Below are 26,058 nucleotides of genomic sequence, written 5' to 3' on the forward strand. Positions count from 1 at the left end.
CAAGTTTCTGGTCGATCCCCAGGGCCGCGTGGTCGAACGCTTTCATGCCCGCACCGAGCCGTCGGAAATCAAGGGCCGGATCGCCGAACTCATCAGGCACTAAGGGCCTGGGCGCCTGCGGGAATATCGACGACCAGCATAGTGCCACGGCCTTCGTCATTGTCGCAAAGAGTGACCGTCGCGCCGAGTTTCTGGCAGGCGTCTTTCACCGCAGCCAGCCCCACGCCGCGGCCGCTCATGAGGCTCAGCTTTTCTGTGGTCGTGATGCCATCGAGGAAAAGCAGGTCGCTGAGAGGACGTCCGGGCTCGGGTTGAAACTGCCGCTCATGCGCGAGCTTTTTCAACTTGTCCCAGGAAATCCCGCGCCCGCGATCGCGAATGCACAGCCGGACTCCATCCGGCGCATGCAAAGCCTCGACCTGAAGACGGACGGCTTCCGAAGGATCGACCTGGCCATAGCCATGATCGACGGCGTTGCTCAGAGCATGCAGCAGGAGCGTCTGCAGCGAATCCTGCCAGGCCTCGGGCCAAAGTCCGACTTCATCGGTCACCGTGATGGAACCAAACGGAACCTTGCGTTCCTTCAGTTGATTCAAAAGACCGATTTGAACAGTATCGACCATGGAAAGAAGGGACATCGAGGCATGCTGCTGCCCTTGAAACATGGCCTGGTAAAGCTTAGCGTACTGTGATCCCACTGCGAGCAGACGACTCGAAACTTCGGTCAGTTCGCTTTGACGTTTGTGGGCGGATTCCACCTGATGAACGGCTTCGGCCAGCGCCATCAGCCCGAGGCTGCGGGCATTGCCCTTGATGGTATGCAGTTGTCTAAGAGCCGCCGCGCTGCCCGAGGGTTCGCGGAGCCTTTCCGTAAGCTCCTTGAGCTCATCCTCGATATGCGGCATGAAGCGTTGCAAAGGCCGGGCATTGGCTTCCAAAAGTTCCCGCATGCAGCGCGTGATCGTTTCCGAAGTTTTCTGCGAAGCCTCAACCTCGGCCTCCAGTTTTTTATGGGCGGTGACATCGCGGATGACGAGCAGGACCTTATCCAGGCCGTGGCTCCCATAGTGCGGCTGCCAGAGCAGGTTCAAGATTCGATTGCGGCGGTGCAGTTCGAAAGGCAGCTGATGCGAGTTGAAGCTCCAGGATATTTCGTCTTCATCAAAAACATTGGCCAGGGCCGCGCGAACGGTGGCCTGCGCATCGGCGCTCAGTTCAGAGTCCTTAAAGAGCATGCTGAAAAGATCCTGGCCAGTCAGCTCACCGGAAATATCGAGGATCTGCGAGACGTGCGCGCTGTATTCCTTCCGAATCTTGAAGTCCTTTCCAAAGCGCAGGATCCCTTCTTCGATATTATCCAGGACCTCCTGCATGCGATCGCGCTGCGAACGGATCACCCGCGCCTGGCGCACGGAGTGGAGCATGAATCCGACGAGGACGAGGGAAACGCCCAGAAGACCGATCAGAATGCGGCTCATGCGTTCGGCCTCGGCGAGCCGCATGGTGCTGGTCCTATCCTTTTCCTCCAGCAGTTTATTCTCGGCGTCCTTGCGCTCCAGTTCCAGAACGCCTGCGATCTGCTGCAGCGTCTTGCTGTTATTCCGATTGTAGATGCGTTTGGAGGCCTTGATCCAACGGCGGGCGGTTTCCAGTTCCTTTTTCACATTGCCGAGCTGATGCCAGGCCTCCGTTTCCACCTCCAGTTCCAGCTCGTATTCACTGTTCGGATCGATGTCCAGGAGCTTGCTTCGCTCCTGCAGAGCCTCCAGGGCTTCCTGAGGACGGTTGAGGCGGACCAGGGTGGTGGCGCGGGTCAGAAGGCAGGCGCCGGACATGATGGTGTTCTTCATCTGCTTGAAGAGGACGCAGGATTCCTCATTCGGCTTGAGAGCCTCCTGATAGCGTTTCGCGCTGTTATAAGTGTCCGCCAGCTGACCAAGGTAATAAGGCAGAAGATCGGTTTTTTTCGAGCGGCGCGAGGCTGCGATCGCTTCCAGAAAAGTATCGATGGCCAGCTGATGCTCGCCGCGACGATTATGAAAGAACGCGAGGTTGATGTAATTGTTGCCGACCATATAGCGCATGCCTCGTGACTTGAAGTAGGCGATCGACTTATCCAGCATGAGTCGGCCTTCGTCGGAACGGCCGACGAATTCGTTGCGCGTGTAGACAAGCGCGAGGTTATTGATGATGTCGTGATAAAGAACGCCCTCGGGACGCCCTTGAATGGCCCGCAGCGCGCGACTGATGACTTCGATGGATTCCTTCGGCTTATCACCGCGTGCGAAGTAGTAGCCGAGGTTATTGCAGGCAAAGGCCAGAAGTTCGGGGTCTTTGGAATCTTCCGCCAGCTGGATGGATTTTTCATAGTGGGCCGTGGCCTCGACCGCTTTGCCATCGTACTCGTAATAAATGGCGAGCGCGCTGACAGCATGAACCCAGGGCCACATGTAGCGATGCTTTTCCGCGATCGTCAAAGCGGCTTCGGCCAGCTTTTTATGCTCCGCGACATTTTCCGCGAAGCTGGCGGCCTCAGCTCCGATCGCATAAAGGATCGCCGTGCGTTCGTCTTCCAGACCCTCGGGTTGGGATCGGAGCAGCGCCTTCACCGTGAGCAGGGTTTCATCCGGCTCGTTATAGGTTTGCTCCCAGAGCTGAAAAAGATCCGGAGGCAGGGCCGCATGAAGGGGAGGCGTTCGCAGGAAAAAGGCGGCAAGGATACTCACCCCAGTCAGGAGCCGAAGGAAAAGGGAGAGACCATGCTGCGGGCGGCCTTGGGCCATAGCGCGATATCCTGGAATGATTCTTTTTTGATTTCGGCCTTTTTTCCCAGAGTTTGAAGGTCTATCCTGGAAAAGTAAGCTTTGTCTCCGCCTCGCCACAGACTGCAAGGTGGGCTATAATTTCTTGAAAAATGATAGGAGCCCCGCCTCATGATGCGAATTCTGGCTTTCGGACCTTTACTGACCTTTTTCATGGCGTGCAGCACGATGAGCGGCGGCAGCGGCCCGGACGGCGAACGCCTGGAAATGACTGGCCTGGAGGAAATGTCTCTCGAATATATCAAAACCAAATGGGGCGAGCCGGAAACCAACATACCCAAGGGAGAAGGCCGCGTGGTGCACTATAAGAACATCCGCAGCCAGGACGAGGATCCTGTCACAGGCAAGGTCACGGTGAAGTCCTGCGAGGTGCGCCTCGATCTGACCAAGGAGTTGCTGGTGAAGACCTGGGAATATGAGAACTGCAAAGTCGTCACAAGCGGTAAATGATGCAGGGAAACTGTCGCATAATCGTCACGGGGCAGGTGAAATAAGCCTGTGGAATATGAGTCTTTTTGGTTAAGTTTTCATAAATGGACAACTGGCCAATTTCTTCCCAAACTGAGCCCAGTTTTAAAGCTCAGTAACGGACGCTGTCGTCAGCATTTGCGTAATGCTTGCTGGGACAGGCTTTGATGGGAAGGAAATGGACTATGAAAAAAGTCAGCGGGATCGTAAGAGGTGCAGTATCCCTTGGTGTTATGGGGCTTGCCGCCGCTTGCGGTGTGGCGCCTGCCGATCGTAGCGAAGTCAAAGTCACCAACGGTCGTGAAGTCGGTGAAACGGAATATCCTTCCGTCGTGCTGCTCTATGATCAAACGCAGGGAGCGATCTGCACCGGAACTTTCATCACGCCGACTGTCGTCCTGAGCGCGGCGCATTGCACGATGGGTGGCAAAGTCGATGCCGATGGCAATGTGGATCTGAAACTGGCCATCATCAAAATCAGCGATGCTGCCAATAAAAAAGCTGAACTCGTCGCGGAGTCCACCGCCATCGTGCGGAACCCGCTTTGGGATAAAAACGGCGGCAACGTGAATAAATACGACCTGAGCCTCATCTCCTTCCCGCAAGGCACAGCCCAGGCTGTGAGTTCCATCGCGTCCACCCCTGCCAAGGCCAAAGACAAGTTCACGATCGTGGGCTATGGCCTTAATCAGATGAAAGATGTAAGCAAGGGCGACAGCGCGGGCGTGAAACGCGAAGGCGTGAACTCGGTCAGCAGCGTGAGCGGTGGTTTTATTCAATTCACCGGCAAGGATTCCACCACCACAGGTGATGGTACGGATTCGTCGTCGGCTTCGGGCGACAGCGGCGGCCCGCTCTTTATTAACGGAAAAGTCGCAGGCGTCACATCAGGCGGCGGCTGGGGTGGTTTTGGCCGGACCCGTTCGATGTATGTCGACCTTTGGTCCGCAGAATCCCGTGCGTTCCTGGCTAAACATCTGGACTCCAACTGATAAACGGCTTCAGTCTTAGTCTTTTTTCAAGGCTCCCGGTCCCTCCGGGAGCTTTTTTTATTGATCTTAATGGCATGTTGTGGGGATTCTCGTTAAGCTCAGGATGATTCTTCGTGCGAATAAAAACTTGCAAGGCCCCATTGCCTGCAGGTTAAAACAATTACGTTCGTCCGCATGCCGTCCCCATACCAGGAGTCATACCATGACGCATGTTCCCTTCTTGACCCGCTGTCTTGTGCTCACCGGCCTTTTCGCCCTGAGTTCCCACGCGTTGGGCAAGGCTGTCACCGTCAACCTTCTGCCTGATGAATCCAAGGTCTCGTTCAAAGCGCTGGCCACACTGCTGACGATTCAGGGCAAAGGTTCCGGCGTGCGTGGCAGCTTCAAAATATCCGGCCCCAAAGCCATCGAAGGCAAGGCGACGCTGCCCCTGGATGGGCTGACGACCGAGATGAGCCTGCGCGATAAGCATATGAAGAGCGAAAAGACTCTGTACGTGGCGAAATACCCCGAAGCCGTGTTCGTCCCGACCCAACTGCCCTGGGAAGATCCCAGCGAGGTCTTGAAAAAGAAAACGGACAAGGCGCATTTCGAAGGCAAGCTGACTCTTCACGGTGTGGAAAAACCCGTCAGCGGTGACGTATCGACGGAATTCGCCGGGGATAAGGTGAAATATACCTTCAATTTTCAGGTGAAGCTCTCGGATCATGATATCCCGCTGCCGTCCTTCAGTGGCGTGAAGGTCAAGGATGATGTGGAAGTGATGGTGGAAACTCCTGCCAAGGTGGTTGTTCAGTGAGGCTACATTTTTTATCTCTGTGGGTGCTCGCCCTTGGTTTCTTGTCCTCTTCGGCCTTTGCGTTTCCTGATACGGCGCGGCATGGATATGTGAACTGCGGAGTCTGCCACGTCAGCATTAGTGGCGGTGGTACCCTGACTCCTTATGGCCGCGCGCTGTCGGCTGAATTTATGAGCACCTGGGCCCAGGAGGACGAGGGTCAGCCGCTGCACGGTGCGGTGAAAAATATTCCGGAATCCCTTTTGGTAGGCGGCGGTTTTCGCTCAGTGCAAACCTATGCCGATAATCCCCGCTTCAAGCAGGGCCGCTATTTTCTGATGCAATCCGACATTGAGCTCGGGTGGACAACAGAACGCGTCACCGCGCTGGCGAGTTTCGGACTGAACATCAATTCGCCGGACACCAAGGATGATGATGAATGGGAAAGCGCGCGGCACTTCGTCATCGTGAACTTCACGGAGAATATCAGCGTCCGCGTCGGCAAGTTCATGAAGAACTTCGGTCTGACGATTCCGAATCACACGACCCAGATTCGACGGGGACTCGGCTGGGATGAGTTTTCGGAAACGTACAACGCGGAAGTGAATTACGTGACGGAAAACTATATCGTCAGCTTCACGGGCATCGGCGGCAGGCCGGATGATGATGAAGTCGACAGTGAAAAGGGCTTTGCGGTGTCCGGTCAGTACCTGAGCCTGAAGCCCAACATTCGCGCCGGTGGCAGTTACTTCTCGGGGCGTGCGACCGATGACACCGAACGCGAGATCTTCGGCCCCAACTTCGTCTGGGGTATCACGCAAAGCCTTTATTTACAGGGTGAATACGATTGGGTGCGCGTGGCGCCCGTCACCGGCGAACTCCTGGAAGGTTATGCGACCTATACGCAGGCCGGCTATGAAGTGCTGCGTGGACTCGATCTGACTCTGATGCACGAGATGAAGAAGAATGACAGACAGGACAGCGAACTCGCCTTTCAAGGCTATGGTCCCGGCCTTCGCTGGCAGCCGCGTCCGCATTTTATCCTGACCGGCCAGTGGCAGAAGCAAAAGACACCGCTCTATGCCAAGGCTGTGGACGGTGCGTTCTTTGTGCTGCAGTACTGGTTATAAAAAAGAGCCGGAGGCTTACTCCGGCGTTCCCTGAGCAATCCAGGCCCCGAGCAGCGCCCGCAGATCGGCTGACATCGCGCCACCTTTCGGCATGCGCTTGGAATCCACGGTCGAACGCTGGATCTCCGCCGCCTCGGCTTTCGCCGCCGCATAGCCATCCAGATTCACTCCACCCTGATTGCCGCCGCCACTCGAATGACAGCTGATGCAGTAAGGTTCCAGGACCTTGGATTGAATTTCGGCAAAGCTCACCGGAGTCGCAGGATCCACGGTGACCGTTTCCGCGCCGTCGTCCTTTTCCTCTTTAAAATTGCAGCCGCTCAAAGGGGCCACGGCCAGGAGCACACTCATAAGAAAACGCCGACTGATGGCGACAGAATGAAACATGGATACCCTCCCTACGCGGCGCGCCGCTGATCCTTACTGAAAGATAAACTTATTAACCTCTTGATACCACGACTTTTAATAGGCACATGGCCTTGGGAATCAGCCGCAGCCGAAGGCCGTCTCGGGGAGCATTGTTCCCTTCCGATACACTTCGCATGCGAAGTCTGTTTTTTTATATCCTGAGTTTCTTTGCAAGCGTTTTTCCTAACGCTCGGGGGGCGCTTTACGCTCAAGATGCCCTGCGCCTGCCCCCGCAGGGGAGGCTCGATGTTCGCTTTGAAAACCAGGTCAGCACCATTTTGGACAAGACCGGCGCCTTTCATGAGAATCCTGATCAGCTTCTGACTCAGGAATGGACCCAGAATATCGCCCGCAGCAGCCTGAATATGGGCTATTCGAATGCCACGCTCTGGGTTCGCTTCCGTCTGATGGCAGAACCAGCTCTGGCCCCGCGCCTTGTGATCTCGATGAAAGAAGCCAGCCTGAATCGCGTTGTTCTTTACGAACTGGTCGAAGGTCGCCTGCTCAGGCGTGCCCAGGGCGGTGGAGCCCTGCATTCCAGGGATCGGTCCATCAATAGCCTCGGTATTCATCTGCTGCTGGAAACGCCGCCGCCGGGCCCTCATGAATACGTGCTGTCGATCCAGGCCATGGGTGGGGTTTTGGATGGGGCCTTCACCCTGCATGAAGCCAATTCCTGGATCGCCCATCGCATGACGCCCGCCCTGATTTTCCAGGGCGTCTTCTATGGCTTGCTTTTCGCCCTCATGATCTCCAATGCGCTGACCTTCGTCATCACGCGCCAGCGCGTTCATCTTTATTACGTCGCCTACGGTTTCTGCGTGGTCTCCACAGTGGCGAATTTTGAAGGTATCTTCGATTGGCTCATGCCCTGGCCGGCGGTGGGCGGATGGATTTATCTGGCGCCGATATTTTCGAGCTGCCTCGCCATCAGTCTTTTTCTGATGCTGAAGAATTTTTATGAGGCGGACGCCCGTTTCCCACGCCTCGCGCTTCTGTTTAAACTCATGATCGCCATCAACATCCTGCCCATAATCTTCACCATCCTGGGCTTTTCCAGAGCCGCCAGTCAGCTGATCAATATCCAGATCATCCCCGCCACCATCCTGGTCGTGGCCAGCGGCTGGTACGTCTGGCGGGAAGGGTTTCGTCCGGCGCTTTATATGATCATCGCGCGACTTCTCATGCTGGCCTTCACGGCTGTGATCATCATGAAACTTTATAACCTGGTGCCGTCCAATACCTTCACCGAGTATGCGTTTCACATCGGGACTGTGCTTGAGATGATGATCGTATATTTCGGTCTGGCCCATCGCATGAAAAATCTTGAAAGCCAGAAGGACAAAGCCGAGCAGAATGAACGCCTCGCCACCGTCCGCCTCGACTGGTTCAATACCCTGGTCCGCGTGATTACGCATGATATGTCCACGCCCATTTCCGTAATCTCGACCTCCGTGGATCTGGAGCTGCGGCGTCATCAGCCGTCAAGCTCTCTGAAACGCAATCTGGAACGAATCCAGCGGGCTGTGAATCAGCAGCATGACCTGCTCGGGCATGTTCGTGAAATGATCGCCGTCACCACCGGCAAAAAAACTTTGCACTGCGTGCCGATCGAGCTGCAGGGAAAACTCAATGGCCTGCTTTTGAATTTTGCGGAGCGGATGGAAGCCAAGCAGATCCGCGTGCAGCTCGATAAGCCGGAGGAACCGCTTTACGTCCTGGCCGAGGCAACCGCGCTGGAGCATACGATCCTCAGCAATTTCATGTCGAATGCGATCAAATTCTCCCAGCCCGGCGGTACGATCCAGATCCAGCTTCTGGAGGAAGGCGAACAGGCCGTGATCCGCTTTCGGGATCAAGGCATCGGTATTCCGCCTGACCTGATCGACAAACTCTTTGATCCGACCAAAGCCACATCCCGTCCGGGGACCGCCCACGAAAACGGTACCGGATTCGGCCTGCCCATTGCCCAGGTTTACATCGAACAGTTCAATGGCACGGTTTCTGTCAGCTCGCAGGTTGCGGCTCAGGAAGGCGATCCATCCGGAACCACTTTTGAAATTCGTTTGCCTCTGTGTGCGGCAGAGGCCGACGGTCGAGAAACCCGTATTTCAGCCTGAATTTTATACGTCCAAAAAGCCTGTATGAGAAACACTTCAGTCTGTGGTTTCCCGCGAGATTCCATTGAGTATTCAGTCGAATCGTTTGACATCCCTGGCGAATGTTGCTAATGGCCTGATAGGCTTGGTGCGCTTTACTCTGGAGTCGTCAAACGTGTTCAGTAAAAAGTCGGTCGTGCGTGAACGCTGGATTATGGGATGCCTGTTACTGGCGTCCTTTGTAGTCTTTGTCTTGGATTCGCGTGCAGCTTTGGGAGTCGCAGTCTGGATTCCTTATATCGCATTCGTTGCTCTGTCCCTTTTCACGGGACGCCCTGGCTTTCCCATAGTCCTGGCCGGCCTAACGTCGCTTGGGATCATCCTTGGCTTCTTCAAAACTACCGATGAAGAACTCACGCGTTCGGTCGTCATCATCAATCGCAGTTTCGGAGCTGTGACCCTCTGGCTCGTCGCCTTCGTGGTCTATCGTTTCCTTATAGCCCAAAGGGATCTGGCGCGGCAGCAGGAGGAAACAGAGACGGCGCATGCCCGTCTGCAAAAGCAGGATTGGGTGAACCAGGGTCGTGCACGCATCAGCGAAGCGATCCGCGGGGACATGACGATCGAGACTATGACGACCGTGTTTTTGCGAACAGTCGCGCAATACTTGGACGCCGCCCTGGGCTCGTTTTATCTTCTGCAGCCGACGCAGGAACTCGAACGCGTCGCGACCTATTGCTATGCGGTCGGCTCGGAAACGAAAAAGACCTTCAAACTGGGTGAAGGCTTGATCGGTGAAGCGGCGGTCAGCCAGCGCATGCTGGAGCTGAAAAATCCGCCGGAGTCCTATCTGGTGGTCGAATCCTCCTTGGGTCGCACGTCGCCCGCGCATCTTGTGGTGATACCGCTGGTCTTCAACGATCATGTCGTCGGAGTGCTGGAACTGGCGAGCCTTCGCGAACTGAATGCCGAAGCGCTGCATCTTTTGGAGTATGCGAGCGAATATGCCTGCATTCGCATCAATGCCGCCCTGAAGCGCATACGTCTGCAGGAACTTTTGCTGCAGACGCAGAAGCAGGCTGAGGAACTTCAGGCGCAGCAGGAAGAACTGCATGCGACCAACGAGGAACTGAGCCAGCAGGCCCGCGCCCTGATGCAGGCCCAGGCTCAGCTGGAAATGCAGCAGACCGCGCTGGAAGAAAGCAATGCCGAGCTGGAGCAGCAGCACGCCCATCTCGAAGATCAGAAAAAACAGCTGGAATCAGCCAACCGCAATCTGCGCGAAGCCAAGCTCACAGCTGATCAAAAAGCCCGCGAGCTGGAAACCGCCAGTCGTTATAAGTCGGAATTCCTGGCGAACATGTCGCACGAACTGCGCACGCCATTGAATAGTATCCTGCTCCTTGGGCAGATGCTCCAGCGCAATAAGGCCGGTAATCTGACCAGCGATCAGCTGGATTCCGCGCGCATGATACAGGCGGCCGGCGAGGACCTGCTCAATCTGATCAATGACGTCCTGGATCTGTCCCGCGTCGAGGCCGGCAAGCTTGAACTCGTGCGGGACGAGTTGCTGATGTCCAGCCTTAAGAAAAGTATCGAGCGCAGTTTCCAAAGCCTCGCGCAAAGCAAGGGCATAGGTCTTCGTTGCCTCGTCACCGATACCTGTCCCACGATGATCGTCAGCGATCCGCAGCGGGTCGAGCAGATTGTCAAAAACTTCGTATCCAATGCCATCAAATTTACCGAAAAAGGCGCTGTCACCGTGCGGCTGAAAGCAGCGGGCCCCGAACATCCGGGCTATGCTCTGGCCATCGAAGTCCAGGATACTGGCATCGGCATCCCCAAGGATAAGTTCGAAGTCATCTTCGAAGCCTTCCGCCAGGTCGATGGCAGCATCGGTCGGCGCTATGGCGGCACGGGCCTTGGGCTTTCCATTTCGCGTGATCTATGCGGTCTTTTGCAGGGACATATCTTGATTCAAAGCGAAGAGGGCCTGGGCAGCACCTTCACGCTGCTCCTGCCCCAGGAACTGCCGGAATCCATCAGCCCGGCCGCCGTTCCCCAGCCCAAGGAAACTCCTCCGGCGCGTGAAAAGCCGGCGCCTTTGGTCCCTCAGGCGCTGCGTGAGGAGTTTCATGACGACCGCCTGGATCTCAAGCCTTCGGATCAGACCATTCTTGTGATCGATGATGATGCTCACTTCGCTCAGATGCTGAGGGAACTGGTGCATGAGCGCGGCTTCAAATGCCTTCTGAGCGACAGCGGCGAGCGTGGCATTCAGGATGCCATGGAGTTTTTACCAGATGGCATCGTGCTGGACCTTGGACTGCCGGGAATCAGCGGCATGGAGGTGCTCGAAAAACTGAAATCCGATCCGCATACGCGGCCGATTCCGGTGCATGTGATCTCGGGTTCGGATTACAGTCGCAACGCTCTTTATCTGGGCGCGATCGGTTACCTCATGAAGCCGGTGAGCCTCAGCGATGTGCAGCTCGCTTTGCAGCGCATCGAGAATCTGAGCGAAAAAGCCGTCAAGAACATCCTGATCGTCGAAGACGATTCCATACAGCTCCATGCCATGACCCAATTGATTCAGGGTTCGGACTCCGTTCATATCACCGGCGTCACGAGCGGCCGCAAGGCTTTGGAAGAACTCCGCCGACAGACCTTTGACTGCATGGTCCTTGATTTGAAGCTGCCGGATATGACCGGACTTGAGCTCTTGGAAAAAATGAGCCGCGAGGAAGGCCTGGGTCATCCCCCTGTGATCGTCTATACCGGCCAGCGCCTGTCGCGGGATGAAGAGCAGCGCATTCGCCGCTATGCGGAAGCCATCGTGGTCAAAGGCGCCCGTTCGATGGAAAGGCTTCTGGATGAAACAACGCTCTTTTTGCATCGGATCGAGGATAATCTTCCCGTCAAATCCCAGGCGCTCCTGAAGGAAGCGCGGCTTTTGGAACGGTCCTTCGCGGATGCGCGCATCCTGCTCGTCGATGATGATATGCGAAATCTCTTCGCCTTGGTCCATGTGCTCGAAGATCGCGGCGCGATGGTGATCACGGCGCGCAACGGCCAGGAGGCGCTGGACGTCCTCGATAAGGATCCTTCCATCAATATCGTTCTGATGGATGTGATGATGCCGGTCATGGACGGCCTGGAAGCCATGCAGAGAATCAGACAGAATAAGCTATGGAAACAGCTGCCGATCATCTCGCTGACCGCCAAGGCCATGAAGGGTGATCAGGAAAAATGCCTGGCTGCGGGGGCCAATGATTATCTGGCCAAGCCCGTGGACATGGAACGCCTCGTCTCGCTGATTCGTGTCTGGCTCGCGCCGCAGGGATTTTAGCATGACCGCGGGCGTGCCTTTGGAGCCTTGGGCCATGCAAGCTTTGGTGGATGGCATCTATCAAAGATACGGCTATGATTTCCGGGCCTATACCGCCGAGTCGCTGAAGCGTCGTTTCCAATTCGTGATGAAGCGCTTCGCTGTGGGATCCTTTGATCAGCTGCAGGACATGATACTCAGCGACCCCGATTTTTTCCTGGATGTTCTGGGGCATCTGACCGTGACGACGACGGAACTTTTTCGCGATCCGGCTTTCTATGCGGCATTGAATCGGGAGGTGCTGCCCCGCCTCGCGACCTATCCGTCGATCAAGATCTGGCATGCGGGCTGTTCATCGGGGGAAGAGGTCTATTCGCTGGCCATCCTTCTGCGTGAGGCCAACCTTCTGCAGAATACGGTGATCTATGCGACCGATATCAATCCCTTGGCCCTGGACAAGGCGCGGGCCGGCGTCTATCCGGTCACGTCCATTCAGAAGGCCACGGAGAATTACCGCTCTGTCGTTCCCAACGGGGATTTTTCACGCTACTATGTGGCCAACTATGGAATGGCGGCTTTGGATCGACGTCTGCGTGAATCCATCGTGTTCGCGGAGCATAACCTGGTCACGGATAGTGTTTTTTCCGAAGTGCAGCTGATCCTGTGTCGCAATGTTTTGATTTACTTTGATAAGGCGCTGCAGGAGCGTGCTCTGAAGCTTTTTGATGAGAGTCTCTGTCATCGAGGGTTTTTAGCCGTGGGTATCAAGGAAAGTCTGCAGTTCTCCTTGCTGGGCCCTGCCTATGAAGAAGTCGTTCCAAGGACCCGAATCTATCAGAAGAGGATTTCATGCAGCCAGCAAAAATACTGATCGTGGATGATCGCAAGGAAAACCTGCTTCTGATGACCCGCATCGTCGCGGAGCTGGGAGAGGAAATCCATCAGGCCTCATCGGGCGCCGAAGCGCTCAGCCTGTCGCTGGATCATGAGTTCGCTGTCATCCTTCTGGATGTGCAGATGCCCGATATGGACGGCTTTGAAACGAGCGCCCTGCTCCGCGGTCGCGCGCGCAGTCGGGCGACTCCCATCATCTTTGTGACCGCCGCTGCGCACAGCCCGCACATGATGTTCAAAGGCTATGAATCCGGTGCGGTGGATTTCCTTTATAAGCCGATCGATAGTTTCGTGCTCCTCAGCAAGGTCCGGGTCTTCGTCGAAGCCTACAAAAGTCGACTGATGCTGCGCGAGAGCGAAGAGAAATACCGGGTTCTGACTGAAGTCAGCCCGCATATCGTCTGGACGGCGAATGCCGCGGGCGGGATTACTTATCTGAGCCCGCGGTGGCAGGAATACGGCAACGTCGAGGCCGAAAATCTTCAAGACAATTGGATGGCCGCGATCCATCCCGATGAGCAGGCGCGCTATCAGGCGGAATGGCAAAGGGTCCTGGACGAAGGCGGCAGTTTTGAAGCCGAGCTCCGACTGCTGCGACGCACCGATCGCAGCTGGCGCTGGCATCTCCTTCGAGGCCAGCCGCTGCTCGATGGGCAGGGCGGTATCAGCCGATGGATCGGCGGCGCCACGGATATCGACGATCAGAAGCGGGCCGAAGAGGCTTCGCGTCAGGCGCAGATCCTGGCGGACGAAGCCAACAAAGCCAAAAGCACTTTTTTGGCCAATATGAGTCATGAAATTCGCACGCCACTCGGGGCCATCCTGGGTTTCAGCGAACTTTTGAAAGAACCGGAAAGCAGCGGCTTAAGCCCGGCGCAATGCATCGAAGCCATTCAGCGCAATGGTTCGCTCCTTGCCCGGCTCATCGACGACATCCTGGACTTGAGCAAGGTCGAAGCCGGCAAACTGGAAACGGAAAAAGTGCCCGTGAACCTCTCCGAGCTTGTCCAAGAATCCCTGATCGGACTTCGCCTGAAGGCCGATGAAAAGGGCCTCGATCTTGCGCTGACCTGGGTGGATCCTTTGCCTCCAGTGATCCTCACGGATCCTTTGCGTCTGCGGCAGATCCTTTTGAACATCATCGGCAATGCCATCAAGTTCACAGCTCATGGCCGCGTTGCGGTTCATGTCGCCAGTGATGCGGAAGGCGTGGATGAAGCGCGGATCAGCATTCTGGTCCAGGATACGGGCGAAGGCATGACGTCCGAGCAGAGCGGCAAACTTTTTCAGCCTTTCACGCAATCCGATACATCCATGACAAGACGTTATGGAGGCACGGGTCTGGGCCTTGCGCTCTCGCGTCAGCTGGCGCAGGCCATGGGCGGCGACCTTGCTCTTGTGAGCAGCGTTCCCGGAGTCGGCAGCACCTTTCGCATCGAGCTCAAGGTCGGTGTGCTGCAGCTTCCCCAGGACGAGCCCGCCCCCAAGCCGGCACCCGTCTCCGACAGCAGCAAGGGCCGTCCGCAGCTGAAAGGGATTCGCGTGCTGGTGGTCGATGATTCGTCGGATAATCAGCTGATGATGAGCCGCTTTCTTCAGGGGGCCGGGGCCTCAGTGGCTTTGGCGAGCGATGGCGAGGAAGGAGTCCAGAAGGCGCTGGCCGAGGACTTTGATGTCGTGCTCATGGACGTGCAGATGCCGCGGCTTGATGGTTATGAGGCCACAGCCAGGCTTCGGGCGCAAGGCTACCGAAAACCTATCGCGGCTTTAACGGCCCACGCCTTTCCCGAAGAGAAAAATCGCTGCCTCGCGGTCGGCTATACCGCGCATCTCAGTAAACCCGTCAATCCAAAGCTCCTCTTCGAGCAGGTGGCTTATCTGGCTCAAAAACAGAACGGCTGATGCAGGGCACCAGCCGTTCTCAAAACTATTTCCCGTTAGATTCTGTCACTATCTTCACGATCGCAGCGCGCAATCGAAAAAACCGAAGGAAGAGAGTCAGAAGGAACAATGATTCCCTCTGACCGGAATCGATCTTGCCTTGTGTCCAGACCAACCAGATCAGGGAAGCCGGCGGGACATTTCTGATAATATTGATAATGAATCTCATTTGCAATATATAATTCATCTCAATGTTTTTTATCAATAAAATTGATTATTTAAACTTCGGGAAGCGTAGATTGCTTTTGCACCCTATAAACAGTAAAGAAGCGAAGACCATAAAAAGGACAGCTGCCGTGTGGAATCTTCGGGTTCTGTTTAGTCAATATGACCTTTCGAGCTTCGGTCTGCATCGCCGGCTGCGCGACGCGACCCACGGGGATCGTTTCCGTGCGCGTATGCTGCTGGGCCTTAGCATCGTCTGCATGATTTTCGTGCCGATCATTTATTTTTACATGCTGCCGAGTTTCTACGGCACCTTCATCACCCATTCGATCGGCTTCGCTCTTCTATTCCTGGGGGCTTTTTTCGCGGTCATCCTTCTGCGTTTTGCCGGTTCGTTTCGTCTTGCGGCTGCTGTGCTGCTCGGTTGTCCTTTGCTTGGGCTCAGTCTTTTCGCCATTATGGAGGGGGTTGCTGTATCCGGAACCTACTTTTGGTTTGCCGGACTCGGGCTTTTCGGTCTTTACGTCCTTGGGCTCCGTATCGGCAAATACTGGTGCTTCGTGGTGCTCATCCTCCAGCTGTCCCTGATTCAAAACTTCAAGGATAGCCCAGACCAGATACCCGTCGGCATGTCACGCGAAGACTTCGTGAATATCTTTTGGGGCGATGTGCTGGGCGTCACGCTCGGCATCTGGACCATCGCTGCGCTTTACGAGCTGCAGCGCAAGCGTTTCGAACGCGACCTGAAGCTGGCTCAGGCTGAAATTCTGCAGCATCGCGAGAAGCTGATGCGTGATGCAAGGCTCACGGAACTCGGGCAGATGGCAGGGGGCGTGGCGCACGAAATCAATAATCCTTTGGCCATAGTCCATGGTTATACAGTGCGTTTGCGGCGTGAGCTGGAAAAAGCCAAGCCCTTGTCAGACGAACAGAAGGCCATGTTCGCCAGCATCGAACGCAGCTGTCATCGCATCTCAACCATATCGCGTGCCCTGCTTTCCTACGCGCATGAAGGTTCCTATGAGCAGGATGTTGTTTTCTCCCTGCACAAACTCAAAGAGGAATGCCTGGAGCTTTGCCAGGAGCGCATGCACAGTCGCGATATCACCCTGCATGTCGAGGCTTCGAACCTGGAGCAAAAAATTTCCGGCAAATATGTGAAGCTTCTCCAGATCATCGTGAATCTTTTGAATAACGCGATCGATGCGGTCACGAGCAGCGACGAAAAATGGATTCGACTGGAACTTTCCCTCGACGGGCAGGAGCTGCATGTGGCGGTCGAGGACAGTGGCGCGGGCATACCTGAGCACCTGCGGGAACGGATCAAATCACCGTTTTTTACGACCAAGCCCATCGGCAAGGGAACCGGACTGGGACTGAGTATCGTCGATGGCATCATTCGGGATATGGACGGGGAGTTTTTTTTGGATACCAAGGCTCCGCATACACGCTTTGTGGTGCGGTTTCCGCTCGCGCTGGTGATCACGGAGCCCTGATCTTGCACATGATCAGTTGATGGGTTCGCGCGGATCAAAGGCGGCCAGAAGATCGGCCAGCTCATCCGCATGCTCCTCTTCCACGGCCAGGATGGATTCCAGAACGCGCCGGGTCGTCGGATCGGTTGTGCCGATGAAGCGAATAGCGGCACTGTAGGCGTCGACAGCGATGCGCTCGGCGATCAGATTTTCCTTGATCATATCCACGAGGCTTTCGCATTCGGTGTATTGCGTATGGCTGCGGCGGGCGAACGAGGCAGGATCAAGATCCGGCTTGCCGCCCAGCTGTTTGATGCGATCGGCCAATTGATTGGCATGTTCCTCTTCCTGGCGCGCATGCTCGAAAAAGTGTTTGGCAATGGGCTCGGCGTGCAGTCCTTGCGCCGACTTGGCATGCTGAGTGTAGCGCAGGACGCAGATCCATTCGGTCGCCAGGGCGCTGTCGAGAATTTTCAGTATAGCCCGACGATCCGCCTGGTAATTGGCTGTTACAGCGCCATCCTGCATCTGAGCCCGCGCATTTTTACGAATCTGCTCGATATCCAAAATAAATTCACTCATCCTGCTTCTCCTTAGGCAAGTGTTCGGCCTATTCTACTTTCAAGGCGTGTGCCAAGGTTCGAAGCTGTCACTGAAACAAGACAGACTCGACCGGCATGACCTTTGCTTCTTCCCACGTGGAGTCGAACCATTTCATGGATGAGGAAAGCAGTGATCACGGGAAATTCGATACGCTATACGCTGGAAATGATGTTGGCTGCCATCCTGAGCCTTACAGCCATGATGTCGATTGCAGTAGCGGTGACGGTGGTGATCCTGCTTTCGGGTGCGGCCCTGATTACAATGGCCATCATGTCGGTGGCGGGATAAAGAGAGGCGGGGAGCCGGTCGAAAACCGGCCGAATCTGCTCAGGCTGTCCCAGACCTTTACGCCTGCCCCAGCATACGCGAGATCAAAAACGCCATCTCTAAACTCTGTGAATAGTTCAAACGCGGGTCGCAGTAAGTTTCATAGTTCTGGTCCAGCTGATCCGCGGTAATGCCCGCGGCACCGCCAATACATTCGGTGACGTCCTGTCCCGTCAGCTCAAAGTGAATACCACCCAGCGCGCTGCCTTCCTTCTTATGCACTTCGAAGCTTTCCTGCACTTCGGCCAGGATCGCATCGAAATCCCGGGTCTTGATTCCGCCCTCGGTTTTGATGCCATTGCCGTGCATGGGATCCACGCTCCAGACCACGGGAAGGTCGGCCTTCCGCACAGCCTGAATCAGCGAAGGCAGGTGCTTATGGACCTTGCCTTCGCCATAGCGGGAAATCAGCGTAATCTTGCCTTCCTCAAGTTTGGGGTTGAGGGTGCGGCATATTTCGATAATTTCCTTGGGATCGGACGAAGGTCCCACCTTCAAGCCGATGGGATTGGCGATCCCGCGGAAATATTCAATATGAGCGCCATCGAGCTGGCGCGTGCGGTCACCGATCCAAAGCATGTGCGCGCCCAGATTATAGAAGCGGTTCTGCTCGGCCACGAAATGGGTCAGAGCCTCTTCCAATGGCAGGAGCAGGCCCTCGTGCGAGGTGTAGAATTCCACCGAGCGCAGGCTCTCTTCACGATTGCCAAGGGCCTCCATGAAAACGATCGCATCGCGGATACTTTTGACGATGCGTTCATAATCGGTCCTTTGCGGGACCTTGTTCACAAAGGTGAGATCCCAGTTCTGCGGCTGATGCAGGTCGGCGAAGCCACCCTTGGTCAGAGCCCGGACGTAATTCAGCGTGCTCGCGGCCAGAAGATAGGCGCGCTTGATCCGCCGTGGGTCCGGTTTCCGCGCTTCGAGGTTGGCTTCGAAGGAATTGATGATATCCCCACGATAGACGGGTATTTCCTGGCCATCGACGATTTCCGTATCCTGGGAACGAGGCTTGGCATACTGGCCCGCCATGCGGCCGATGCGGACCACGGGTTTACGCAGGCCATAGCAAAGGACCACCGACATCTGCAGAAGGATCTTCAGCTTGCTCGTGATCGCTTCCTTGTTGCAGTCCTGAAAACGTTCAGCGCAGTCCCCACCCTGCAGAACGAAGACTTCACCGCGACCGGCCGCCGCCAGGTACTGCTTCAGACGATCGACTTCACCCGCAAAAATCAACGGAGGAAGCTTGCGCACTTCCCCCAGCACCTCGTTCAGAAGCGGAAGATTATCGTACTGCGGCTGCTGCTTGATGGGGCGAGCGCGCCATGATTCGGGCGTCCAGGGATTTGCGTGGCTCTGCATACGGGTCCTGCCTGTGTGTTCACGGTCTTGCAGTCTAGCCGAGGCTGCGGGGAAGTCCAATCCTTTGGTGGGATTCGAGGACAAAAATGTCAGGCCTGTTGGATCATTCTGTCAGCGTAGGTCTGAATCATACCCAGGACATTACGCAGTCCATTCCGACGATTCATGGACAGTAGCTCGGTGATGCCAGCCTCCGCCAAAAATTCAGGCGACAGACTTTTAATCTCTTCCGCGGTGCTGTCATTATAGACCTGGAGCAGCAGGGCTATGATGCCTTTCACGATCATGGCTTCAGAATCAGCCATGAAACGGAGTCGATCCCCTTGGATCTGCGGCACCAGCCAGGCCCTTGAAATACAGCCCTTCACCAAAAAAGGGTCGATTTTCAGCTGCGCGGGTAACTCCGGCATATTCTTGCCGTATTCGATGATGGCCTTGAGTCGCTCATCTTTATCAGAAATGCCCTTCAGTTCCGCCATGATGCGGTCTTTTCGGGTCAGGATGCTTTCCATGATTTTCCTCCCGTCTCGCAGACTTGCTGCGATCGACCCTAAGCTATACCGAAGACCTGACCCCTCCGCAAGCGACGCCGAAGCCTCCTTGATTTTGGGTGAAATCATAAAGACTTGGCGCTTTTCCTTAAGGGAAAGGGGAAAAAGGCCGATCCTGGACACTGGACCAAAGGTCAATGGGGATAGAGGGGGTTTCAGTGAAACGCTTCATGAGTACCGCGCTTGTCGCGGCAGCTGCGGTATTGTCCGCGGTCGGGTGCAAGGCCGGTAAAGGGCCTATGGCCCCGGAAGAACAGACGAAATTTTTTGATGGGGGCGCCGATGCAACTTCGGGCCAAACCCTGCCGATAGGTTCCATTGAAGGACAGGATATCGAATTAGGACAAGGGGAGGCTTCCAATGACGGCACTCAAGATAATGTTCCGCCCGGAAATAATCAGCAAACTCCCCCAGCGGATGGTGCAGCTGGTGCTGGTACCCCAGCTCCCGCGCCGACGGCAACTCCGGCCCCAGCGCCGCCATTTTACCCGGCATCTTGCGCGGAGATTAAGAAGGCGAAGCCGGATGCGGTCAGCGGGGTCTTCAAGATTTATCTGAATGCAGCCCAGGAAACTCGCGTCGCCATCGATGCGTCATGCGACATGACGGAAGATGGCGGTGGCTGGACCCTTCTGCTCAACTATTCTCACAAAGCCAACACCAATCCGCCTTTGAGCGTGCGGACGAGCGATCTGCCTTTGCTCGCCGGTGATGCGCTCGGGACGGATGAATCGACTCTGGTCAAGAACTGGGGGCATGCAGGCAATGCCATGCTTCGCAATTTCGCCGTAAAAGAGCTGCGTTTTTACTGCCGCTCTTCACAGAATCCACGCATCGTTCATTTCAAAACGCAGGACCCAGGCTGCATCACCTCGGCCCAGCAAGGCACAGGCAGCTGCGTGAATGTTCGAAACGGCTTCGTGAAACTCACCGGCCACACCGGAATTCTTCCGGCAACGGCCGATCGCTCGCGGATCAATGAGGGTGATTTCGCCCTGACGCGGGATAGTTTCACTCAGGATCAGGCGGGTAACGATACCACCTGGAGCATGCGCGCGAACAATAACAACGCGTGGGAGTGCGATTTCGGATCCAATGATTTTGTCGATGATACCATTCATCGCATCTGGTTCCGCTGAAAACAGCCATATTTCCGGCTTGGCATGTAATCTGCAAAATCCTCCTCGACGCATGGAAGAGGAGGACACTTCATGCAAACCCTATACGATGAAAAACACGCGAACGGAAAACTGCAGGGAAAAATCGTACTGATTACCGGCGATGACTTGGACAAGGGGCGCGACGTCGCCATCTTTTTCGCTCGGGAAGGCGCCGATATCATTATCAACTACAAGCCCCAGGAACAGAAAGAGGCCATCGACTTTTTGCGCTACATTCGCGCAGAAGGACGGCGCTGTTTCATGATCCCAGGGAATCTACAGGATATCGCGGCCAGCAAAACACTGATCGAGAAATCGCTGAAGCCGTTTGGGCGAATTGATATCCTCATCAACAATCAGTCGAAGAACGCACACGCCCCGTTCCCAGAAGAAGAACAGGGTGTGCGTGTCTAGACTCAGGTGGCATGCCTATTGGTCAGAGCCTGGCTGGTACCACAGGTATTCTGATCAGCATGCGCCTTGTCCTGCGTCCTGCCGCCTTCGATCGGAGTGGGATAAAGAAAGCAAATCAGACCGATGAGCCACTTGAGAGTCAGCATAGCCGCCTCCTTTCACGCAGGATAATATGGGTGCTGGATCTGCAGATGCACCTTCTTCACGTCGAAGACGCGATAGAAGCGTTTCAGCCGCAGGCCTTCCATGAGCATGACGATGCCGAGGAGCACGGCGTAGGCCCCTACCATCCAGGAGATGCTCACATACGAGAATGCTGGGAAAAAAGTCGCGGTGAAGCCCAGGATGATGGCCCCGAGCCCGGCCAGCCCGAAGAGAAAGGACCCCGGCACGCAGCTGGCTTTGCTGCAGCGCACGGCGACGCTCATTTTCAAGATGCCGCTGGTGATGGCCCAGACGCCGATGACGGCCAGAAGAATCAGAACGCTCATATTGGGAATAATGCAGGCCGCGATCGCCGCGACGATGCCCGTGATGCCTTCGAAGACCACGGTCCACGACCAGCGTTCCTCGGTTCGCCTGGCAAAAAGGGTCAGGAGGGCGAAGATGCCGTCAGCAAACATGAAGCCGGAAAAAAGCAGGACCATAGCCGTGATGGTGGGATTCGCAAGGTTCAAGGCGGCGACGCCGAAGAGCAGGGCGATGACGCCGCGCAGTGACCATAACCACCAGTTCTTATCAAAGTATTCGATCATAACACACTCCCTGTTTAATGATCTCGGATGAAGCATGCCTATCCTTGTGAGGATCTTCTTTCCGATTTGCAAATCCAAGACCATTTTGCTGTTTGGGTAATGCTGCGGATGTGCTGTCAAAAACTTCGACGTTTCCCGCGGCTTTGTCAGATCGTGGCCAGCAGCGGGCTGAACAAATCGCGGACTTGGAGCTGGTATGAGCATTGCTCTCGGGGAAAGGAACGCCCGATCTGAACATGCCGAGGAAGGACATTCCCCGTGAAGAAAAGACCACTCCTGCTCTTAAGTCTTATGCTGATTCCCGCCTGCTCCATGCAGCCGACCTATCATGCGGAACGCAAGGAACGCACGACGAGTGAAAACGTGGCCGCTGGCACCGAAACCAATTCGAGCGGGAATGAGGATGCGGGTGAAAACGTCACGCCGCCGTCGCCAGCGCCGGATGTGAAAACGAGCCCCGCGCCCAATGTCGCTTCACCTGCGGTCCGCAGTTCGCAAGGCAGCGGTGGCGCCAGTGGGATGCTGGAACTTCCCTTTACCGATTCCACGGGACTTGCGAGCACCTATAAGATCAATGCGCCCGCTGATATCGGGCAGAAGGTCTACGGCCTTCATATCCATCTGCACGGCGATGGCGGGGGAGGCTACCGCGATTTTCCCAACAAGGATGCGCGCTATGATCTGATCGGAGTGACCGTGAAAGCTCCGAACACGAACCTTCAGTGGGGACGGACCCAGGGTCGTGCGCATGCTCTTTATGTGAATGAATTGATTCAAAAGGAACTTATCAAAAAATACAACGTGAACCTTGATCGCATTTATTTCTCGGGCGTATCGGGCGGCGCTTATTTTCTGATGGGATCATTCCTGCCGGAATTCGGTCAGGTCTATAATTCCGCAGCGCTGGTGCTCTGCGGCAGCGAGCCTCCACGCGTGGCCTTTGCCGATCCCAAGATGCTGACGAAGTTTCGCATTCATATCGAAGTCACGGCTGGCGAACGCCAGGAAATCCTGAGCAGCGTTCAGAGCACGGTGACCGCTTACAAGAATGCGATGACGGCCGCAGGCCTTGCTGCGGATCAGCAGGCGAAGCTCCAGACGCTGAATATTCAGGGTCCGGGTGGTCACTGCGAATTCGATGGCGTCAGCTATACGACCGGCATTCAGCAGGCCATCGACACCAAGTTCAAAATGGTGCTGCCGCTTTGAAGGAATGGTGCAGCCGCTCTGAAGGAATGGTGCAGCTGCTCTGAAGGAATGGTGCAGCCGCTTTGAAGGAATGGTGCAGCCGCCTTAAAAAAGGGCAGATCCTCCCGAAAAAGGCTAGCCTAAGGCTGAAATAGCCATTATGGTGGGCCTTTCGTCGGGAGGGAAAGATGAAAGCTGGACGTAACGACCCATGCCCATGTGGCAGTGGTGAAAAGTATAAGAAATGCTGCCTGGTTAAAGAATCTGCAGCGCGCTCGGAAGACGTTTTATTCCGTGAGGCCGAAGCGGCTCTGATGGAGCGTATGCTCCCCTTCGCTGAAGAGGCCTACGGTGAAACCGCCATCGAACAGGCCTGGATTTTATTCCTGGATGAGATGACCGAGGTTGCGTTCGATCCTGAAGATCCTCTGAATCTGCTATTTATTCCCTGGTTCCTTTTCAATTGGGTGATCGAAACGCCGGAAGATAAACCTTCCTCGCAGGCGCCTTTGAATAAGACCGTAGCCGAAGCCTTCCTGGAAACGGAAGACGCCAGCGCTTTGGAAAAGGAAATCATCCGCGCTTCCAATCGCCGTCCTTTGTCCTTCTTTGAAGTCCTTGAAGTCAAAAAAGGCCAGGCCTTGAAACTTCAGGATCTGATGCAGGATCGCACGCTCGAAGTGGAAGAGGATACCGCCTCGCAGACCCTTAAGGTCGGTGAGCTTATCCTCGGCTCCATCATGCTGCCGATGAGCGGTCGCGTTCGTCCTTTGACGATCGGACCCTTCGCCTTGCCTGATCGCTGCAAAGAAGACGTCATAGATCTGAAGACCGAGATTTTGGAAAAAACCGGCGCCGCAGCGATGGATGAAAAACTTCTGCATCAGGAAGAAGCCTTCACCATCGGACTTTACCTCGATCTTCTGGATGAAGTTTTGGAAGAGTCCTATGACGAGGACGAGGAAGAAGACGACGACGTGGATGATGAAGACGAAGATGATCGGCGTTAAGGCCCGGTTCCCAGCTTCCCGGATGTCTGTGATCCGGGATCACTTCCGTGAATTACCTACGACACTCAGCCCTTGCCCCGCCTGACACATAAACATTTCTGACTTTTCCGTCGCCTGGTTCCGTAGTAAGTTTCTCGATCCAATCAATCTGCTGCAATGGAGTCACGCGTGACAGCCTTTCGGACTGCTGTTGTCGATGCGCAGGGTCGTTTTGATTTTGGTCGATTCACGGAGCCTTTTTTTTCCGCCAACCTCGCGGATGCTCATCTTGGGGATTATGTCCTGGGCCTGCGGCAGCCGACCCGCTGGAACACATGGCTCAGGGCGTTGAGGCTCAAGGAGTGGCATTTTCTCTCGCTGGATCATACTGATATCTTTTTGGCCTTTGCCGTCGCGCAGCTGGGTTATGTGTCCAATCTTTTTGCCTATGCCGTCGACAAAAGAACGGGAAAAATTTACGAGTGGGGCGCGCGCTTGCCGCTCGGACGCGGGCTTTCTTTTGGATCGTCCTCCATTGAGGGACGAACTGTTTGGCGAAGTCGAGGCTGCGCTTTGGATATCGTGAATGAAAAGACAGCCTGGGATGTAAAGCTGGAACTGAAGGATCTCTCGGCCCGTTTTCGCATCCAGCGGGATGAAGCCATGGCTCTGGTCTTTCCCTTAAGTCCCGATCGAGCCGCCTATACGCATAAGGAAGCGGGCAATCCCGTCTTGGGAACCTTACAGATGTTCGGTGAATCCTTTGCGTTAAATTCTGATACCTGCCTTGGTGCTTCCGATTGGACGCGCAGTTTTTGCAACTACATCACCGCCTGGACCTTTGCCTGCTTCGGCGGGCGGGACGGGAAGGGAACGCGCATCGGCCTGAATCTTTCCGGTCTGATCTATGATGATGCTCACGGAACGAGTCAGGAGAATACGGTTTGGATTGATGGAAAAAGCCATAGGGTGGGCGCCACGCGTTTTCTTTTGCCGGAGACGAAGCAGCTTGCGAAGGAACGCTGGCGCATGGAGGCCGCGCAGACGTCACCGGGAGTCAGGCTGGAGCTGGAATTCGAGCCCATAGGCGCGCGCCGTGAGCATGTTTCGCTGGGACTTTTGGCTTCCAAATTCACGCAGGCTTTTGGTTATTACTCAGGAAGCATCACCGTGGACGGGCAGACCTATCACGTGCATCGAATCTTTGGAGTGGCCGAGAAACACTACTCCAGGTGGTAGAACAAGGGGGAATGGGACGATGAATAATTTTTGGATGTTTTGGGGTGGCACCAGTGCGGTGCTGATCGGAACCTTTTGGGCGGGCGTGGGCGTTTACACGCTTATGGATCGCAAGAAATGGGCAGCGCGGTTTAAGATTCAGGCGAATCGCTATGCAGCGGACAAGCAGGTGAAAAAAGCTGCGCGGGTCATACTCAGGCATCAGATTTTCATACTGCTGCCGCTCCTGCTCCTGAGCTACCCGTTTTTTGCCCGTCTCGGCATGAACTTTTCCTGGACGGAACTGCCCGCGTGGTGGGTGGTCGCTCTTCAGATTCCTTGTTTCATGCTGATCGAGGATTTTTTATTCTATTGGGCGCATCGCTTCTTCCATCGTCCGGCGCTTTATAAAAAAATTCATAAGATCCATCACGAATTCGTCACACCCACCGCCATCGCCGCGCTTTATGCCCATCCTTTGGAATTCATCGTGGCGAATTCCCTGCCGGTCATGGCCGGACCCTTCCTGCTCGTTGCCGCCGGACTGCCCGTTCATATCGGAACGCTCTGGCTCTGGCTCGTCATTCGCGTGCTGGAAACCCTGGATGGACACAGCGGCTATGATTTCCGGCTGTGGTTCCCGCATAAGCTTATCTATGGAGCCGGGGCCCGGCCTCATGATGCTCATCATTCCAAATTCAATGGGAACTTCGCCTCGTTCTTTCATCACTGGGATAAGCTCCACGGGTCCACGCTCGAAGTCAAAGCCCGCCCGAACCCGGCGGCGAAGGAGGGCGTGACACTCGCCGAGTCATGAAAAAAAAGAGCTGAGGTCGCCCTCAGCTCGCTCAAGTTTGGACAAAAAAATACTCATTTCCACAAAATAAATAGACCTTCCAAGAACCTGGCCTAAAGTGAGATTACGACAAAACACTTGGTGGCTGGCATGGAAGGTCTACTCACAGTACTTCTAAACCTAATCGCTCCC

At 55.4% G+C, this 26,058-nt stretch carries 23 protein-coding genes; 16 read left to right on the forward strand and 7 right to left on the reverse strand.

What is annotated here, in order from left to right:
- Positions 1-92: 92 nt before the first annotated feature.
- Positions 93-2,783, reverse strand: coding sequence for a tetratricopeptide repeat protein (locus VFO10_RS09160; RefSeq protein WP_325139266.1), 2,691 nt, complete (start codon positions 2,781-2,783; stop codon positions 93-95).
- A gap of 150 nt (positions 2,784-2,933) precedes the next feature.
- Between VFO10_RS09160 and VFO10_RS09165 the strand changes: the two genes are divergently transcribed.
- The 4 genes from VFO10_RS09165 to VFO10_RS09180 all read left to right on the forward strand — a co-directional run bounded on the left by VFO10_RS09165 (position 2,934) and on the right by VFO10_RS09180 (position 6,190).
- The gene (locus tag VFO10_RS09165) at positions 2,934-3,272 is read left to right on the forward strand and encodes a hypothetical protein (RefSeq protein WP_325139268.1); all 339 of its coding nucleotides are present in this window, start codon (positions 2,934-2,936) and stop codon (positions 3,270-3,272) included.
- 203 nt (positions 3,273-3,475) lie between these two features.
- Positions 3,476-4,282: a trypsin-like serine protease gene (locus VFO10_RS09170; protein ID WP_325139269.1), complete on the forward strand. Its 807-nt coding sequence runs from the start codon at positions 3,476-3,478 to the stop codon at positions 4,280-4,282.
- Positions 4,283-4,484: 202 nt separating this feature from the next.
- Complete coding sequence (locus tag VFO10_RS09175; RefSeq protein WP_325139271.1) at positions 4,485-5,081, forward strand: YceI family protein; 597 nt, start codon at positions 4,485-4,487, stop codon at positions 5,079-5,081.
- Positions 5,078-6,190, forward strand: a complete 1,113-nt coding sequence (locus tag VFO10_RS09180) for a hypothetical protein (RefSeq protein ID WP_325139273.1) — start codon at positions 5,078-5,080, stop codon at positions 6,188-6,190. Before VFO10_RS09175 ends, VFO10_RS09180 begins: the two co-directional genes overlap by 4 nt.
- A 15-nt stretch (positions 6,191-6,205) precedes the next feature.
- Here the strand turns inward: VFO10_RS09180 and VFO10_RS09185 are convergent, their stop codons facing one another.
- The gene (locus tag VFO10_RS09185; protein ID WP_325139275.1) at positions 6,206-6,577 is read right to left on the reverse strand and encodes a hypothetical protein; all 372 of its coding nucleotides are present in this window, start codon (positions 6,575-6,577) and stop codon (positions 6,206-6,208) included.
- A 155-nt stretch (positions 6,578-6,732) separates the two neighbouring features.
- Here VFO10_RS09185 and VFO10_RS09190 point away from each other — a divergent pair, with 155 nt between their 5' ends.
- The 5 genes from VFO10_RS09190 (at position 6,733) to VFO10_RS09210 (ending at position 16,521) form a co-directional block, all read left to right on the forward strand.
- On the forward strand, positions 6,733-8,718 hold the full coding sequence (locus VFO10_RS09190) for a sensor histidine kinase (protein ID WP_325139277.1): 1,986 nt from the start codon (positions 6,733-6,735) through the stop codon (positions 8,716-8,718).
- Between the two features lie 154 nt (positions 8,719-8,872).
- The gene (locus tag VFO10_RS09195; protein ID WP_325139279.1) at positions 8,873-12,046 is read left to right on the forward strand and encodes a response regulator; all 3,174 of its coding nucleotides are present in this window, start codon (positions 8,873-8,875) and stop codon (positions 12,044-12,046) included.
- A 1-nt stretch (position 12,047) separates the two neighbouring features.
- Positions 12,048-12,896: a protein-glutamate O-methyltransferase CheR gene (locus VFO10_RS09200; RefSeq protein WP_325139281.1), complete on the forward strand. Its 849-nt coding sequence runs from the start codon at positions 12,048-12,050 to the stop codon at positions 12,894-12,896.
- Positions 12,875-14,821, forward strand: a complete 1,947-nt coding sequence (locus tag VFO10_RS09205; RefSeq protein WP_325139282.1) for a hybrid sensor histidine kinase/response regulator — start codon at positions 12,875-12,877, stop codon at positions 14,819-14,821. The genes VFO10_RS09200 and VFO10_RS09205 overlap by 22 nt, the downstream gene beginning before the upstream one ends.
- A 335-nt stretch (positions 14,822-15,156) precedes the next feature.
- Positions 15,157-16,521: a sensor histidine kinase gene (locus tag VFO10_RS09210; RefSeq protein WP_325139285.1), complete on the forward strand. Its 1,365-nt coding sequence runs from the start codon at positions 15,157-15,159 to the stop codon at positions 16,519-16,521.
- A gap of 12 nt (positions 16,522-16,533) precedes the next feature.
- Here the strand turns inward: VFO10_RS09210 and VFO10_RS09215 are convergent, their stop codons facing one another.
- The gene (locus VFO10_RS09215; RefSeq protein WP_325139287.1) at positions 16,534-17,082 is read right to left on the reverse strand and encodes a ferritin-like domain-containing protein; all 549 of its coding nucleotides are present in this window, start codon (positions 17,080-17,082) and stop codon (positions 16,534-16,536) included.
- A gap of 150 nt (positions 17,083-17,232) precedes the next feature.
- Here VFO10_RS09215 and VFO10_RS09220 point away from each other — a divergent pair, with 150 nt between their 5' ends.
- Positions 17,233-17,391 (forward strand): hypothetical protein, encoded by a 159-nt coding sequence (locus tag VFO10_RS09220; protein ID WP_325139289.1) that lies wholly within the window; start codon positions 17,233-17,235, stop codon positions 17,389-17,391.
- Positions 17,392-17,448: 57 nt separating this feature from the next.
- Here VFO10_RS09220 and VFO10_RS09225 read toward each other — a convergent pair whose 3' ends face one another.
- Both VFO10_RS09225 and VFO10_RS09230 read right to left on the reverse strand, forming a co-directional pair.
- Positions 17,449-18,795 (reverse strand): class II 3-deoxy-7-phosphoheptulonate synthase, encoded by a 1,347-nt coding sequence (locus tag VFO10_RS09225; RefSeq protein WP_325139291.1) that lies wholly within the window; start codon positions 18,793-18,795, stop codon positions 17,449-17,451.
- Between the two features lie 89 nt (positions 18,796-18,884).
- Positions 18,885-19,307 (reverse strand): SufE family protein, encoded by a 423-nt coding sequence (locus VFO10_RS09230; protein WP_325139293.1) that lies wholly within the window; start codon positions 19,305-19,307, stop codon positions 18,885-18,887.
- A gap of 197 nt (positions 19,308-19,504) precedes the next feature.
- Between VFO10_RS09230 and VFO10_RS09235 the strand changes: the two genes are divergently transcribed.
- Both VFO10_RS09235 and VFO10_RS09240 read left to right on the forward strand, forming a co-directional pair.
- On the forward strand, positions 19,505-20,485 hold the full coding sequence (locus tag VFO10_RS09235) for a fibrinogen-like YCDxxxxGGGW domain-containing protein (protein ID WP_325139295.1): 981 nt from the start codon (positions 19,505-19,507) through the stop codon (positions 20,483-20,485).
- A gap of 72 nt (positions 20,486-20,557) precedes the next feature.
- On the forward strand, positions 20,558-20,920 hold the full coding sequence (locus VFO10_RS09240) for an SDR family NAD(P)-dependent oxidoreductase (protein WP_325139298.1): 363 nt from the start codon (positions 20,558-20,560) through the stop codon (positions 20,918-20,920).
- A 2-nt stretch (positions 20,921-20,922) separates the two neighbouring features.
- On the opposite strand, the gene VFO10_RS09245 is transcribed toward VFO10_RS09240, so the two are convergent.
- The gene (locus VFO10_RS09245; RefSeq protein WP_325139300.1) at positions 20,923-21,066 is read right to left on the reverse strand and encodes a hypothetical protein; all 144 of its coding nucleotides are present in this window, start codon (positions 21,064-21,066) and stop codon (positions 20,923-20,925) included.
- Positions 21,067-21,078: 12 nt separating this feature from the next.
- Positions 21,079-21,675: an HdeD family acid-resistance protein gene (locus VFO10_RS09250; protein WP_325139302.1), complete on the reverse strand. Its 597-nt coding sequence runs from the start codon at positions 21,673-21,675 to the stop codon at positions 21,079-21,081.
- Between the two features lie 258 nt (positions 21,676-21,933).
- Between VFO10_RS09250 and VFO10_RS09255 the strand changes: the two genes are divergently transcribed.
- The 4 genes from VFO10_RS09255 (at position 21,934) to VFO10_RS09270 (ending at position 25,887) form a co-directional block, all read left to right on the forward strand.
- Complete coding sequence (locus tag VFO10_RS09255; protein ID WP_325139304.1) at positions 21,934-22,884, forward strand: hypothetical protein; 951 nt, start codon at positions 21,934-21,936, stop codon at positions 22,882-22,884.
- Between the two features lie 167 nt (positions 22,885-23,051).
- Complete coding sequence (locus VFO10_RS09260; RefSeq protein WP_325139306.1) at positions 23,052-23,873, forward strand: YecA family protein; 822 nt, start codon at positions 23,052-23,054, stop codon at positions 23,871-23,873.
- 168 nt (positions 23,874-24,041) lie between these two features.
- Complete coding sequence (locus VFO10_RS09265; RefSeq protein ID WP_325139307.1) at positions 24,042-25,091, forward strand: DUF2804 domain-containing protein; 1,050 nt, start codon at positions 24,042-24,044, stop codon at positions 25,089-25,091.
- 19 nt (positions 25,092-25,110) lie between these two features.
- On the forward strand, positions 25,111-25,887 hold the full coding sequence (locus tag VFO10_RS09270; protein ID WP_325139309.1) for a sterol desaturase family protein: 777 nt from the start codon (positions 25,111-25,113) through the stop codon (positions 25,885-25,887).
- Positions 25,888-26,058 lie beyond the last annotated feature (171 nt).

The organism is Oligoflexus sp. (assembly GCF_035712445.1).
GTDB lineage: Bacteria > Bdellovibrionota_B > Oligoflexia > Oligoflexales > Oligoflexaceae > Oligoflexus.

What these genes read in the sequence shown, in the direction of transcription:
- VFO10_RS09230 (WP_325139293.1), bottom strand. Translation starts at nt 19,307, where the DNA reads ATGGAAAGCATCCTGACCCGAAAAGACCGCATCATGGCGGAACTGAAG.
- VFO10_RS09205 (WP_325139282.1), top strand. Translation starts at nt 12,875, where the DNA reads ATGCAGCCAGCAAAAATACTGATCGTGGATGATCGCAAGGAAAACCTG.
- VFO10_RS09215 (WP_325139287.1), bottom strand. Translation starts at nt 17,082, where the DNA reads ATGAGTGAATTTATTTTGGATATCGAGCAGATTCGTAAAAATGCGCGG.
- VFO10_RS09160 (WP_325139266.1), bottom strand. Translation starts at nt 2,783, where the DNA reads ATGGCCCAAGGCCGCCCGCAGCATGGTCTCTCCCTTTTCCTTCGGCTC.
- VFO10_RS09165 (WP_325139268.1), top strand. Translation starts at nt 2,934, where the DNA reads ATGATGCGAATTCTGGCTTTCGGACCTTTACTGACCTTTTTCATGGCG.
- VFO10_RS09200 (WP_325139281.1), top strand. Translation starts at nt 12,048, where the DNA reads ATGACCGCGGGCGTGCCTTTGGAGCCTTGGGCCATGCAAGCTTTGGTG.
- VFO10_RS09190 (WP_325139277.1), top strand. Translation starts at nt 6,733, where the DNA reads ATGCGAAGTCTGTTTTTTTATATCCTGAGTTTCTTTGCAAGCGTTTTT.
- VFO10_RS09225 (WP_325139291.1), bottom strand. Translation starts at nt 18,795, where the DNA reads ATGCAGAGCCACGCAAATCCCTGGACGCCCGAATCATGGCGCGCTCGC.
- VFO10_RS09170 (WP_325139269.1), top strand. Translation starts at nt 3,476, where the DNA reads ATGAAAAAAGTCAGCGGGATCGTAAGAGGTGCAGTATCCCTTGGTGTT.
- VFO10_RS09270 (WP_325139309.1), top strand. Translation starts at nt 25,111, where the DNA reads ATGAATAATTTTTGGATGTTTTGGGGTGGCACCAGTGCGGTGCTGATC.
- VFO10_RS09175 (WP_325139271.1), top strand. Translation starts at nt 4,485, where the DNA reads ATGACGCATGTTCCCTTCTTGACCCGCTGTCTTGTGCTCACCGGCCTT.
- VFO10_RS09260 (WP_325139306.1), top strand. Translation starts at nt 23,052, where the DNA reads ATGAAAGCTGGACGTAACGACCCATGCCCATGTGGCAGTGGTGAAAAG.
- VFO10_RS09250 (WP_325139302.1), bottom strand. Translation starts at nt 21,675, where the DNA reads ATGATCGAATACTTTGATAAGAACTGGTGGTTATGGTCACTGCGCGGC.
- VFO10_RS09245 (WP_325139300.1), bottom strand. Translation starts at nt 21,066, where the DNA reads ATGCTGACTCTCAAGTGGCTCATCGGTCTGATTTGCTTTCTTTATCCC.
- VFO10_RS09240 (WP_325139298.1), top strand. Translation starts at nt 20,558, where the DNA reads ATGCAAACCCTATACGATGAAAAACACGCGAACGGAAAACTGCAGGGA.
- VFO10_RS09185 (WP_325139275.1), bottom strand. Translation starts at nt 6,577, where the DNA reads ATGTTTCATTCTGTCGCCATCAGTCGGCGTTTTCTTATGAGTGTGCTC.